The sequence below is a fragment of the Pseudomonas frederiksbergensis genome, assembly GCF_001874645.1.
Taxonomy (GTDB): Bacteria; Pseudomonadota; Gammaproteobacteria; order Pseudomonadales; family Pseudomonadaceae; genus Aquipseudomonas; species Aquipseudomonas frederiksbergensis_B.
On the sequence record NZ_CP017886.1, the window covers coordinates 5571751 to 5585558 of the forward strand.

Annotated in this window: 8 protein-coding genes; 3 read left to right on the forward strand and 5 right to left on the reverse strand. The window is 58.1% G+C overall.

Translation table 11 applies throughout. From position 1 onward, the window contains the following. Positions 1–160: 160 nt before the first annotated feature. From BLL42_RS26655 to BLL42_RS26670, 4 genes are read right to left on the reverse strand one after another with little or no spacing between them, the layout of a single operon-like run. Positions 161–484, reverse strand: a complete 324-nt coding sequence (locus BLL42_RS26655; RefSeq protein WP_071555546.1) for an isochorismate lyase — start codon at positions 482–484, stop codon at positions 161–163. A gap of 36 nt (positions 485–520) precedes the next feature. After that, positions 521–1747 (reverse strand): histidine decarboxylase, encoded by a 1227-nt coding sequence (locus BLL42_RS26660; RefSeq protein ID WP_071555547.1) that lies wholly within the window; start codon positions 1745–1747, stop codon positions 521–523. Between the two features lie 27 nt (positions 1748–1774). After that, positions 1775–3610, reverse strand: coding sequence for a (2,3-dihydroxybenzoyl)adenylate synthase (locus BLL42_RS26665; RefSeq protein WP_071555548.1), 1836 nt, complete (start codon positions 3608–3610; stop codon positions 1775–1777). A gap of 26 nt (positions 3611–3636) precedes the next feature. Continuing rightward, the gene (locus BLL42_RS26670; protein ID WP_071555549.1) at positions 3637–4812 is read right to left on the reverse strand and encodes an isochorismate synthase; all 1176 of its coding nucleotides are present in this window, start codon (positions 4810–4812) and stop codon (positions 3637–3639) included. A gap of 131 nt (positions 4813–4943) precedes the next feature. Between BLL42_RS26670 and BLL42_RS26675 the strand changes: the two genes are divergently transcribed. Together BLL42_RS26675 and basC are read left to right on the forward strand one after the other, a co-directional pair. After that, entirely contained in the window at positions 4944–9278 is a 4335-nt protein-coding gene (locus BLL42_RS26675) for an amino acid adenylation domain-containing protein (protein ID WP_236721939.1), read from the forward strand. Between the two features lie 92 nt (positions 9279–9370). Beyond that, complete coding sequence (basC, locus tag BLL42_RS26680; protein ID WP_071555551.1) at positions 9371–10690, forward strand: putative histamine N-monooxygenase; 1320 nt, start codon at positions 9371–9373, stop codon at positions 10688–10690. 58 nt (positions 10691–10748) lie between these two features. Here basC and BLL42_RS26685 read toward each other — a convergent pair whose 3' ends face one another. Next, positions 10749–12917 carry a condensation domain-containing protein gene (locus BLL42_RS26685; RefSeq protein WP_081427339.1) on the reverse strand — a complete coding sequence of 723 codons (2169 nt, stop codon included), beginning with the start codon at positions 12915–12917 and terminating at the stop codon, positions 10749–10751. A 230-nt stretch (positions 12918–13147) separates the two neighbouring features. Between BLL42_RS26685 and BLL42_RS26690 the strand changes: the two genes are divergently transcribed. Next, positions 13148–13666: a sigma-70 family RNA polymerase sigma factor gene (locus BLL42_RS26690; protein ID WP_071555552.1), complete on the forward strand. Its 519-nt coding sequence runs from the start codon at positions 13148–13150 to the stop codon at positions 13664–13666. Positions 13667–13808: the final 142 nt, after the last annotated feature.

Consider the following 13808-nt stretch of genomic DNA (forward strand, 5'->3'; position numbering starts at 1 on the left):
CAGCGGGCACTACGTCAATCACGCAGGTGTGGCACGCCTGGCCATTCACTCGGACGATAAACCGATTGAAAGTGCAGGGCGCCCCTCTCTGGCGCCCTTTCAAAACCACACACTCAGAAACGTCTACACAGTGTCCTTGGTCATACGCTCATCAATGGGCTTATGCCTTGTTTCGGTCGGGATAAGTGACTTGCCAGTGCAGAATCTGCTGTTGGATATTCCAATGAATAATCTGCTCGTAGAGCTTCTCGACGAAGGCCACTTCGAACCCAGCGGCGACTGCCCACTCGCGGCGGTCTTCGAGCATCGCCGCGACTCGCTCCGGTGCGGGGATAGCCTGCTCATTGGCTTTGAATTGCACAGCGGCTTTCACATAACCCAGGCGTTGTTTCAAGGACTCAAGGATCTGGCGATCAAAAAAATCGATGCCTGCCCGAACATCATTGAGGCTTTCGCAGGCTTCAGGCGTTTTAAGTTGCGACATAGTGCTTGTCTCAATGTGTGATGAAAATAGCCAATTTCAGATGACGTCGAATCGGGGACACGTCTCCCTGGCGGAGTGTGAAGGTCGTCGCTCATGACCCTCTTGTTTGACATGCGCCCCCCCAAATCGCCAGGCATCGGTCTCAAGCTCGGTAATGACCTCATCGATCAATGCGTCGATCATTAAGTTGTCGTGATGATGGGGTGTCGTTATCAAGTGCGCCGTATCGCCAGATATCGCCAGGCAATATTTCTTCGCAATCCACTGCGACGGGCAGGGGAACACTACGGTGATGGAGTTCTCGTTGCGCCAGGCATCAATGCCCGCAGCCTGGAATCGATCCACCGCATACTGTGCTTTTTCCAGGCTGTGGTGGATACGCTGGCGCCAGTCAGCGAACGAGTGGCTACGGAGTGCCGCCCACATCATCAACGGTGTATGGCCATTGCGCGAGCCACTGATGGTCTTGTCATGGGCCAGGATGTAGTCCACTTCCACCGAGATGCGCGCAACGTTCTTGCGTTTGGCCACGACGATCCCGCAAGGAATGGGCGAACCGATCATCTTGTGGCCGGAGACGCAGATCGAGTCGATGCCATCGGCGAACGAGAAGGGCTGTGGGTGATCGACGAAGGGCAGGATCATCCCGCTCAGCGCTGCGTCTGCGTGCAAGTAGTAGTCATGACGGGCAATGCCCGCCTGCTGCAGACGCTGTTGAATGGTGGCGATATTGTCGACCGCTCCGCGCAGGGTGGTGCCGATGTTAGCGAAGATGATGGGGTGGCGTTCCTGGTCGGCGGTTATTTTTGCCATCAGGTCGTCGTAGTCGATTTCGCCATTGGCCAATGACTCGACTGCACGACATTTGATCCGTAGCAACTTGACGATTTTCGCAACGGAGTAATGGGTGTCTTTCGAGTAGTACAGGGTGCCGTCCGGGAACAGTTCGCGACCCAGGTAGCAGCCAAACATGTTGCCTTCGGTCCCCCCGTTGGTGACGTAGCCCCAGCTGTCTTCAAGCGCAATGTTGAACAGCTCGGAGAAGTACGTCATGACGTCCTTTTCAAAGTCGAATGAGTTCAACAGGTAGTTGCTGTACTCGTTCCAATCCCCGCAGTTGTTGATCGAAAAACGCAGGAAGCGATGCAACTGGGAGTAATCGAAGTCCGCTGATTCGGGGTACCCGATATTGAAGTACTGATTCGTCACGCAGTGCTGCCAGAAGCGCTCAAGCCTGCTTTGGTCGGCAGTGGATAAAGTCATTTCTAACTCCTTTTAGAGGCCGCCCGGTCAGGCGGCTTTTTGCTTCGTGTCTACCAGCGACCACCAACTGGCGAGCGTGGGCGAGGCCGCCAGCTCTTCGAAGCTGACAGCGATACCGCGTTCTTTGAGCTCCGCAGCGAGCTTCATCACCTGCAAGGAATCGAGGCCGTAGAAAATCAGGTTTTCCTCTGGGTCCAGGTCTTCACAGTCCTCGACAAGTTGCAGTACGCGGGTGTGTAACCAGGCGCGGGTGGTTTCCGCCGCCAGGAACTGGCGTAGTTGCTTTTTGTCGATCTTGCCCACGGCCGTCAGCGGCATGGTCTCGATGAGCCGGATGCGATCGGGCAGTTTGTATTCGGCGATGCCGAGTTCCATCAAGTGGCGTCTCAAGGCGGGTGGTTTGAGAGTGGGGTTGCGGGAGACGACGAAGGCGCAGCTCTTTTCCCCTAGTCTGTCGTCGGGCATGGCCACCAGGCCGGCGTGGGTCACGTCCGGGTGGAGGACGATGAGGTTTTCGATTTCCTCCGAGGCCACTTTTTCGCCACCGCGGTTGATCTGATCCTTGACCCTGCCGACGACCCGCAAATCGCCTGTCGGTGTGAGCTGAACGAGGTCGCCGGAATAGTAGTAACCCTCATTGTCAAACGCCTGGGCATTCTGTTCAGGGCTTCGGTAATACCCGCAGAACGTGTAAGGACCGCGAGTGGCGAGCATGCCAGGCTCGCCGTGCGGGACGGGAATGCCGTGTTCGTCGACGATTTTGATTTCGTCATCCGGACTGATTGGACGGCCTTGAGTGGTGAAGATCTGTTCGTTTGAGTCGTCCAGGCGGGTGTAGTTGATCAGCCCCTCGGCCATGCCGAACACCTGCTGCAACGTGCAGCCGAGCACTCCGGGAACCTGGCGTGCCAGCGAGTCGGCGAAACAGGCGCCGCCGACCTGGAGGAATTCCAGCGATTGCAGTTGCTCTTTGTGCTCCGGTGCGGCCTGCAACCACAAGGCGACCGCACTTGGAACCAAGGCCACGGTATTCACTTCATGGCGCTGAATGATCGAAAAGCAAGTCAATGGCTCCGGGCTGGGAGCCATGACGATAGTGCCGCCGGCATACAGGACACCCAAGGCGCCGGGCGAGCTGAGCAAGAAGTTGTGCGCCGCAGGCAGGGCGCACAGAAAGCGCGTTTGTGGTGTGAGCTCGCATACGTGCGCACTCGCCCGAGCGTTGTAGTGATAGTCGTTATGGGTGCGCGGGATGAGTTTGGGGGTGCCTGTGCTGCCGCCGGACAATTGGAATAGCGCCACTTCACCCGGTTCGCTGGGGGAGAAGTCCACGTGGCGCTCACTTGGGGTTTTGATCCAGGCGGCGAGGTTGTTTTCGGGACGCAGTTCGCCCAGCAGCAGGGTGATTTCAGGGCTGGAGCCCACTTCCTTGAGGTCTGCGATGTAGCTGTCGTCGCGAAAGACTTCATGCTCACGAGAAGCGATCAGCAGCCTAGGCGTGATTTGCTTGGCGTAGCTCTTGAGTTCCAGTTTTCGATGGCTGTAGAGCGCGTTGAGGGGCGCAATCCCGGTCTTGAGCAGCGCGAACAAGACAATGTAAAACTCCGCAATATTGGGCAGTTGCACCAAGGCGGTGTCGCCTTTGCCAAGCCCGCTGGCCGCCAGACGCGAAGCCAGGTTGGACGACAGCTGCTCCAGCTCGGCATAGCTGAAACGACGATCACCGCAAATAATCGCCGATGCGTGAGGTTGCGACTGGCTGCGTGCCTGAAGAATTTGTGTGAGTGGTTTGTCGATCCAGTAGCCTTTTTCCCGATAGCTCTGCGCTCTGTCGAGGGGCCAGTGATGGAATTCTATAGTCATGATTGTCACTACTGAAAAAGTTCGTATTAGTGGGCCAAACCGCAGGCGCGCAGCATGGTGCCGAGTTTGGTCTGGACTTCTGTCCATTCGGAGTCGGGGCTCGAGGCTTCGACGATGCCAGCGCCGGCGAACAGGCGGACCCTGTTGCGCTTGACGGTGCCGCAGCGAATGGTCACCACCCACTCGCCATTGCCTTGGGCGTCGCACCAGCCAACCATGCCGGTGAACAGGCCACGCTCGAAGGGTTCGACGAAGCGGATCAGGCGCCGGGCGCGCTCGGTGGGGAACCCACAGACGGCAGGGGTTGGATGCAGGCGGCAGGCAAGCTGCAAGGCCGAGACTGTCGGATCCGCCAATGTGCCTTCGATACGCGTGGAGAGATGCCAAAGTGCGGGCGTGCTGATAAGGGTGGGGCGCTGGGGCACATTCAGCTGTGTGCACAGCTCCCCAAGTTGAGTGGCAATGTCCTCGGTCACGAGGCGGTGCTCGTAGTGATCCTTTTCCGAAGCGGACAGCCAATCTGCGTTGCGCCGGTCCGCTTGTGGATCGGTCATGCGTTTGGCCGAACCCGCCAGCGGGTTGGACACGAAGTTCAGACCGTCCTTGTGGACGAGCAGCTCGGGGCTGACGCCGATCAGCGTAGCGCCGTCCAGCATGGGTACACGGAAGTGATAGCCGCTTTGATTCTGGGCTCGCAGATTGTTCTGCATGGCGCCCACATCCACATCCTGCGCAAACACCAGCTCACGTTGCACCGAGAGCACGGCCTTGCGCACGTCACTGTGGCGGAAGTTGACGATCGCGTGCTCTACCGCGCGTTTGAAGCCTTGCTCGTCCGGTATGTTTTTTTGCTCGATCAGTTCAGGCAGTGTTGCGACGCCTGTCCGCGCGGTGGTGCTTCGTGCTCGCCACTCGGCGTGTTCGGGGATGTAGAGGCAAGAGGCTTCAGCAGGATCGAAGGGGATGGCGCCGACGATTATCGGGTTGCTCTGGCCGGCCTTGCGCGCCCGGTCGAGGGCTTGCATAACGGTTTTCTGGAACAGGCTATTGGCGTTATCGCCGCCAATGGCAGGTGTTTCGATTCGCTGAAGCATCCCGGCGACTGTTAGTTCTCGATCGCCGGAGGTGAATGAAAAACGCTCTTTTTCATCAATGGCTTGCACCTCATCCGTGTCATTCGCTCTTAGGGTGCCCGATCTCATTTGGGGAAAGCCTCCGTGGCCTATGGGGAAAAAATTAAGTCTTGAAATGTAATCATTATCGTTTCTAATATGGGACGCTAATCATTTAGATTTGTCAATCACATGAGTGAGCCATGAGAGAGTTAACTTCAATGCAAGCCGCCTGTTGGATCGGGCGCGCTGCTCATGCGTCTTTAGGGAGAGTTTCGGCTCATCTTTATGCCGAGTTTGATGGTCGTTCCATTGACCTGGAACGGCTTCGCAAGGCGCTTGAACGGGTATGTCTGCTGCATCCCATGCTGCGGGTTCGGCTGAATGCAGAGGGCCTGCAATCCATTGCTTCGATGGACCAGTCACCGCCGTTGGAAGTCGAAGATCTACGCGTGATGACCGAGCTGGAAGTGGCGCGGCATCTGCTCTGCAAACGTGAGGAATGGACTCATCAGCAGCTTGATCTCGGCCATTGCCCGGGCGTCCGTTTCTCGGTCAGCCTGCTGGCGGGCGATGAGTTCCGCTTGCACGTCGATACGGACATGATCGCCATCGACCCGTCGAGTTTCCGCATATTAATCGAAGACCTGGCACGGTTTTATGATGACCCCGACGGACCGGTTCCACACACGCCTTCTTTCTTCGATTGGTACGACAAGGCGCGTACCGATACCTCGCTCAAAGTCGCCCGAGAACGAGACCGCATTTGGTGGCGTGAGCGCCTGGCTGAAGTCGCTCCTGCGCCCACATTGCCGTTTCTCGAGGTTCAGCCTGATCAAGCCCGGAGCCATCGATTAAGCACATGGCTTGGCCCCGATGAGCGTCAGGCGTTACAGCGTCTGGCCCGTGAGCGAAGAATGACCCTGTCGACCTTGATGATGGGGCTTTTCGCGGCTGTACTCGGGGCGCAGACAGGGGACCGGAAATTTCGCCTCAACGTGCCCACGTTCTGGCGTCCGCCACTGGTGGATGAAGTCGAGCGGGTAGTCGGCGATTTTGCCAACGTGCTGATTCTCGATGTGGATATCGAGTCGGCCCGGAGCCCCGCAGCCCTTTGCACGCAGATGGCGAAAAAGATGGTCGATTTGCTCGAACATTGCGCCTATCCAGGGGTGAATCTGATGCGCGATCTTTCTCGCCATCATGGTTCGCCGCAACTGGCGCCGGTGGTGTTTACCGCAGCGCTGGACATGCCGGGTGGCGATCTTCTCTCGGAGCGCGTCCGGCGTGTCTTCGGGTCGATGAACTGGGTGATCTCCCAAGGGCCCCAGGTTGCACTCGACGCGCAGATTGCCTGCGCCGACGGCGGCATATTGATCAATTGGGACATTCGTCTTGATGCTCTGCCGGGAGCCTGGGTGTCGGATCTGTTCGATCGCTTCGTGGCGGTCGTGCGTGAGGTGTCTGTCTGCTCCGCGGTCCTGGATCAACCGTTTTCTCAGCGCACGCTGCCGCTGACCGCTCTTCAACAGGCCTATTTGCTTGGGCGCAGCGCGCAGATGCCGCTGGGCGGCGTGGCCATGCAGGAGTTTCGCGAGTACCGCGGCTCTTTGGATCCTGCTCTGCTGCGAAGCCGGTTGGCCGGGATGGTCCAGCGCCACGAAAGCCTGAGAACACGGATCGATGCGCAAAAACTCGTGCAGCTTGTCAGTGATGAGGTGCAGATAAACCTGCAGGAAGTCGACCTCACTGCTCTGTCGCCAGAAGATGCGCTTGGCTACGTTGAGGAGCGTCGTGAGGATTATGCACACGCGCTGTTCGAGCTGGATCGCTCGCCCTGGAATGTCACGGTCTTCCGGCTCCCGGAAGGTCATCTGTGCGTTTTTGTGCGCCTTGATGCATTGATCCTCGATGGGCGATCGATTGCAACCCTCATGGTTGAACTGTTCGACGGTGTAGTCGGCGAGGAACCGTTCACAGAGGTTACCCCTGAGCCAGAAGACCTCGCCCGCCAACGCAAGGCGGATGCCGCTTATTGGAAAGCCAAACTCGCCTCCGTGAGCGGTGCTCCACGTTTGCCGTGGATCACCGCGCTGGACCAGGTGGGCGCTTCTCGCTATGAGCGACAGAGCTTGTTGGTGCCCAAAGCGGCGTTCAGCGCGTTCTGCAAACTGGGAGCGCGGCAACGGCTGTTCAAGAACTCCACCCTGATGGCGCTGGTGCTGGAAGTGCTTTCCCACTGGGTCGATGAGGGGGGATTGTGTGTCGCGGTGCCTGTTGCCCCGCAAACGAGTGGTGCCTTTGCCAATCGCTCAAGCTTTATCGCGGTCAATTGGAACTCCGATTCAGACGGTTTTGCGCAGCGGGCTACCCAGCTGCAAGTCGATGTGCTGGAAGGTTTGCAGCATCTGGTCTTTTCAGGGGTTGACCTTGCCCGGTTGCTGTTCGAATCCCACGGTCCAGGCCCCGTCCTGCCTGTGGTGATCACCAACGGTTTTTCCTGGCCGGTCTCGCCGGTGGACAGTCCCATGAGCCTGTGGGGCGGACTGACCCAGACACCACAGGTGGCGATGGATATTCGCTTCTCGGCCAACGCCGAGGGTGCCTTGGTGTTCGACATCGACTATGCACGCGAAGTACTTGATCCGGCCGTGGTCAGCGATATCTTGAGTGCCTTCGAAAGGGCGATCAGTCAGATCACGGCAAACGGTGTTTTTGCCATTGATGCCCCGGCGATTATTGACAGGCGCCACTACCGGCTGAATAGCCCGGTTACTGATGCGTGCCACGCAGCGTTTCTCGGGCAGATCGCGAGCCATATCTTTGATCGTACCAACGCCAGAATCGCCCTTATCAGCGGCGACCGGCAAATCAGCTATGCCGAACTTGGCGACGGCGTATGCCGGGTGATCGCTGCGTTGAAAGCGCGCGGGCTTTCTCGGCGCAATGTGGTTGCCATATGCCTGCCCCGCAGCCCGGAGCACACGATGGTGACGTTGGCCTGTGCACTGACGGGCTTGATCTGGGTCCCCATCGATGCTTCAGCACCTGAGGAGCGACGGCTTTTCCTGCTGGAAAACTGTCGACCTGATCTGGTGGTGATCACCCAAGGTGAGCCTGTCGAGCATCCTTACGCGACACCCGATGAGCTGCTGGCAGCGCAAGCCCAGGTTCCACCGGTGATGGATGACCTGTCGTTAAGCGAAGCGCCGGCCTATTACCTCTATACCTCGGGCACCACCGGAAAGCCAAAATGTGTGGTGCTGAGCAACCGAGCCACAGCCAATGTCATTGGCAGTACTCTTGAGCGCTGGGCAGTGACCGAGCGCGATGTGTTCATGTCCGTCACCCCGCTTCACCATGACATGTCGATTTTCGACGTGTTGGGCTGCCTGACCGCGGGGGCGACGCTGGTACTTCCTGGCCAGGGCGAGGAAAAGGATGCGGTGCGCTGGAATCAGTTGATTGCCCGGCATCAGGTGACGTTGTGGTGTTCGGTGCCCGCCATCCTGGAGATGCTCCTTTCTTGCCGCGCCACTCATGACTTGAAGAGCCTACGCCTGATTGCGCAGGGCGGTGACTACATCAAGCCCGCCGTCATTGCCGAGCTGCGCGCGCTGCTGCCGGTTTCTCGGTTGATCTCCCTTGGGGGCCCGACGGAGACAACCATCTGGAGTATCTGGCACGAAATCACTGCCGATGACCGAGCGCTGATCCCCTACGGAAGGCCCTTGCCCGGTAACCGTTACTTCACCCTTGATTCACAGGGTGAGCATTGCCCGGCGGGCGTCGTCGGCCGAATTCACACGGCCGGTGTCAATCTCGCACTGGGGTACCTGGAAAACGGCGAGCTGACACAGAGCGAGTTCGTGACCGTCAGCGATGAACATGGCCAGGCCGTTCGGGCTTTCCGCACCGGTGATTGTGGTCGCTACCGTCGCGATGGCACCTTGATCTTCGACAGTCGGGTCAACGGCTATGTGAAAGTCCGCGGTGTACGGGTGTCGCTCCCGGATATCGAGATCGAACTGATCAATCACCCATCGGTCAGGCACGTGCTGGTCGTGGATTATGGCGAACAGCGTCGAGGTGAGGTTTGCATCGGTGCGCTGTATGTCGGCCAGCAGGGTGCCGCAGAGCTGACGGCAACCGAGTTGCGCAACTATGCCCGCCAGCATCTGCCGCATTCCCATGTACCCACGCGGTTCTTGAGCGTGGATGAGTTGCCGCTGTCGCAAAACGGCAAGCCTGATCGCCAGCGTGCCCGGAGCCTGCTCACTGCGCCGGCGAATGAAGTGGCCGAGCCTGTCGCCAGGATCGTGCCGACCCAGAGAAACAAGGTGCTGGACATCTACCTGAGTGTACTGGGCCGCCCGTTGGAAGACGGGGTAAATGACGCGGTGGATTTCATCAGCCTGGGGTTGCGTCCCCAGCATTTGAAAGCCATTTCGGCGCGGTTTCAGGAAGACTTTTCGGTGGTGCTTTCACCCGGGCAATTGCTGCGTTGCCGCACTGCACAAGACGTCGAACGGCTGCTCGTAGCTGAAGGTTCGTGAGCGCCTCTGAATACTATTGAAATGAATGGAGTGGGGCACCACAGAGCGTGCTCCCTTCTACCCAAACAGCAGCCTCTATGGAGATGGATCGGATGACGGATATACCCACTGTAGATATTGCCGGTGTTGGCATTGGGCCCTTTAACCTCGGGTTGGCTGCATTACTGTCTAAGCACCCGGGCGTGACGGGTATTTTCCTCGATCGCAAAGCGGAATTTCGCTGGCATGAAGGGCTTCTCTTGCCAGGCACGACGCTTCAGGTTCCCTTCCTGGCGGACCTGGTGACGATGGCGGACCCCACGCATCCACTGAGTTATCTGAACTACCTGCATCAGCACGATCGCCTGTACCCGTTCTATTACTACGAGAACTTCCAGGTGCCGCGGCGCGAGTACGACCATTACTGCCGATGGGCGTCGCAGCAGTTGCCCGCCTGCCACTTCGGCGAAGACATCTGTGATGTGAGCTATGACGCGAGCGTCGACCGATTCCTGATTGAAAGCCAGTCCGTGTCCGGCTTCAAACGCCATTACTACAGCCGGGACCTGGCGATTGGCGTCGGCACCGTGCCGCTGTTGCCGAAATGGGCCCAGTTCAAGAGCACGGCGCCGGTCATGCATTCGGCGGAGTTCGGCAAAAGGCAGGAGCAGTTGGCGCAGTGCCGGCGGGTCACGGTCATTGGCTCCGGGCAGAGTGCGGCGGAGTGCGTGCTGGCATTGTTCAACGAGTTGACCCCCGAGCGGATCGCGGCCGGTGCTTCGATTCGCTGGATCACGCGTTCGCCGGGCTTCCATCCCATGGAGTATTCAAAACTTGGGCAGGAGTGCTTTACGCCATCCTATATGGAGTACTTCCACAGTATTCCACGGGAGCGTCGCCGAAACATCGTTGCGGGGCAGGGGTTGCTGTACAAGGGCATCAGTTTTTCGACCATTGCCGAGATCTACGACTTGATCTACGAACGCTCGATTGGCGGCACTGATACAGGTCTGACGTTGCTTTCCAACTGCGAGGTCGAGACCGTGGAGGATGTCGACGGCACGCTGCGAATTGCCTACCGGCATCGCGAACTGGATCAGATCAGCACCCTCGAGGCAGATGCCATTGTTGCGGCGACGGGATACGGGCATGCCTGGCCGCAGTGGTTTGAAAGGCTCAAAGGCGCCGTGCTTGAAACCGATGAATACGGCGACTGTATCGTCCAGGAAGATTTTACGGCGCGCCGCTGCGACGAAGGCACGGGCCGTATTTTCGTGCAGAACGCGGAGATCTTCCAGCATGGTGTGGGTTCGCCGGATCTCGGGATAGCGGCCATTCGCAATGCGACGATTGCCAATCAGTTACTCGGTCGAACGCACTACCGCTTGCCCAAGCGCTCATCGTTCCAGCGCTACGGGATGCATGAGGCGTAGAGCTTGATGTGCGGGGTCTTGTTAACACGTTTGGCGTTACCAAGACCCTGATTGAGGGTTATACGCGGATATGATTCAGGGCGATGCCGGCTGCATCTGGCGTTGTGAAGAGTGCGAACACGTGATCGATCATTGCGCTGAGACGTGTCATCTGCTCGGCGCTGTAACGATCCGAACGGTAGGTAATCACCAGGCGCAGTGAGCGTTTGCCGTCGATCAGGTTTTCCATGATCTCGAACTGAATGCCGAACATTGATTGGTTCTTGTCCGGGTCAATCTGTCGGTAGCGGATCGTTCCTGCGTCTGGCGTGCTCAGGGTGCCGTTCAGTGCGTTGTTGGCATGAATCTGGATATAGACGTCGAACAGCAGGCCGTCCGCAGGCGTCATGCCCAAGGCCTGTTGAATCGACTCCATCGGTACATCGGCATAGGCCATGGAGTCATTGATCAAGTGGGTGACGTTTTCGATCAGAGTGCCCACTGCCTGCTGAGGATCGAACTGCACCCGGTGCGCCACCATGGTGGTGAAGTAGCCGACCGTCTCGTAAAACCCGGGGTCGGTTCGCCCGGAAGCCGATGTGCCGATCACCAGATCCTGCAAGTCACCGAGTTTATGCAGGGACAGCGCAATGGCCGTATAGACCACGCCGAACAGCGACGAGTTGTTCTGTCTGGCGAAGGCATACAGGTTATCGGTGAGGTCCTGGTCGGGTTTGATTTCGAACCATTGAGCCTTCGTTGAAACGGCTTTGGCAGGCGCGCTCGTCTGATGATCAGGGGAGGGCAGTGTCAAGCCGCGGGTTGCATCACGCAACATGCTCGTCCAATAGTCGAGATGCTTCTGATTGACGCCGGTGCTTTGTTCTTGCACGGCGAATTCGTGGAATGAGCGTGCAGGCGCTTCCCAGGTCGGCGCTTTGTCGGCGGCACGGGCGAGGTAGGCCCGGGCCAGTTCTTCCATCATGACATTGAGCGACCATTCATCAATGGCCATGTGATGGATCAGCAAAGACAGGGTTTGGCGCTTGCGCTGCGAGTCGTAAATGAAGCGAACCCTGAGGGGCAGTTCGCGGGCCAGGTCGAACTGATAAGAGGCTTCGCTTTCCAGCGTTGCCCCTTGGCTCTCATGGCTAGGCCAAAACCATTTGTAGTGGGACAGTTGCGCGATCGGCACGATTCGCTGGTACGCCTCATCGTCCTGGAAGTGGAAGGTAGTACGCAGGCTGGCATGGCGTATAAGCAGGTCGCAGAAGGCTTGCTCGAACAGCGCTTCATCCACGTTATCGAGGAAATCCAAGGCAAAGGGCAGGTTGAAAATCGTCCCGAACTCATAGGCGACATAGGCCCGCCCGAGGGAGGCCTGGGCCAGCGCGAAAGGCGCCCGCTGCACGTCTTGCGGCAGGCCTGCCGTAGACGCTGCCGGATTGTCTTGCGCGATGACGTGGACCCGTGATGCCAGGGCCTCGGCCGTAGGGGCGCTGAAAAAGTCATTGAACTGGACTTCAATGCCGTGGTTGCTCAATAGCTTGCCAATGATGCGGGTGGCCAGTAGGGAGTGGCCGCCGAAATCAAAGAAGTCATCCGTAAGTTGCATGTCGGGCTCGGCCAGGGCACCACGGAATTCGCCAAGGATAATCGTCGCCACTTCACTGCTGTTGGCCACTGGCCGGGTGTTGGGTGCACTGGCTGCTGGCGCTGCAACCTTGCCATCTGCCTGGCGGCGCAACCAGGGGGTGTCGCTGGTCGAGTGACCGACATAGGCGTTCAGGACTCCGCGATACAGGTCGATCTCCTGGCAGGTCTGGTCGAGGATCTGATGGATCACGAACGCCAGGATAACGTTCTGCCTGGTTTGAATCATCAGCGCCTTGAACGGCGGCTGGCTTTGCGCGTCCCACGATGCCGCTTGCCGCGAGAGCAATAGCTCGGTGGCTTCGGCGTCGGAGTGTGAGCGAATGAGTTCGACGCAGGATTTCCAGTCACTGGCGTGGACTTTGTCCACTTCGCCGTCGTCGTTGAATTGGTAGCGTGCATTCAGATCGGGCAGTGTCTCGATGACGGCCTTGATCGCCAACTCGAGCCTTGAAAGATCGACATCAGCGTCGAGCCGCCAGGCGCTGAGGTGTTTGAGGATGCGTTCGGGGTATTGCTGCTGCAAGAGCCAGATGTGCTCCTCGTAACCGTTAACAGATAGCTTCGGTAACGAAGCTGGACTGAGTTCCATCATGGAAATTTCCCGCCTTATCAAACTGAACAGTAAGAAGTAGAGGTGTCACCGAGTGCCGACAAACCGATCCTCGGTCTGGTGTAACGCCCAGGATCCCGGGCGTCAAAGGCGTTGCAATTGAGGTCGCATTGCAGAGGCTCTATGAACGCCGTATGATGTTAAATAATAATCATACCTATTCGCATTAGTCAAAATCTGATCGCGGAAGTCATCGTCTCAGGAGAGGTGTTGTGGACAACGGAGCGTTCGCGTCCAAGGAGCAATTTGAAAAGCTGTATGTCGACCATCACCGCTGGTTGTGCAGTTTGTTGCGTCGCAAGCTGGGCAATTCGGTGGATGCCGCGGATCTTGCCCATGATGTCTATCTCAACCTCATCAGGAAGGGCCGGGTTCCCTCGACCGAGAACTCACGCAGTCATCTGACTCAAATCGCCAAAGGAATGCTGATAGATCTGTATCGCCGCCGGCATCTTGAAGCCAGCCATCTGGAAGGGCTGATGCAGCAAGCCGAGCCTCTGGTGCCATCAGAAGAGGTTCGCGCGCTGGCCTCTGAGACCCTGTCTCAGATTGATGTTGCCTTGCATAACAAGCCACTCAAGGCCCGCGAAGCGTTGCTGCTGTGCAAGTTGCATGGCATGGGTCACCGGGATATCGCGGCCGAGTTGAAGGTGTCGGTGTCCTCCGTCGAGAAATACATCGCTGCGGGCCTTCGGGCCTGTCACCCATTCGCATCGGGGGTGGGCCCGTGATTGGTCGTTCGGTTCACGGCGGCGAACGGATTAATCGGTATTCGATTGAGGATTTTGCGTCGCCGTTCGGAATACAAGGTACGCAACGCGCAAAACGCTCCAGCAAAAAGGAAGTCAGGCATGCCTTCAGGCTGCCAGCAGT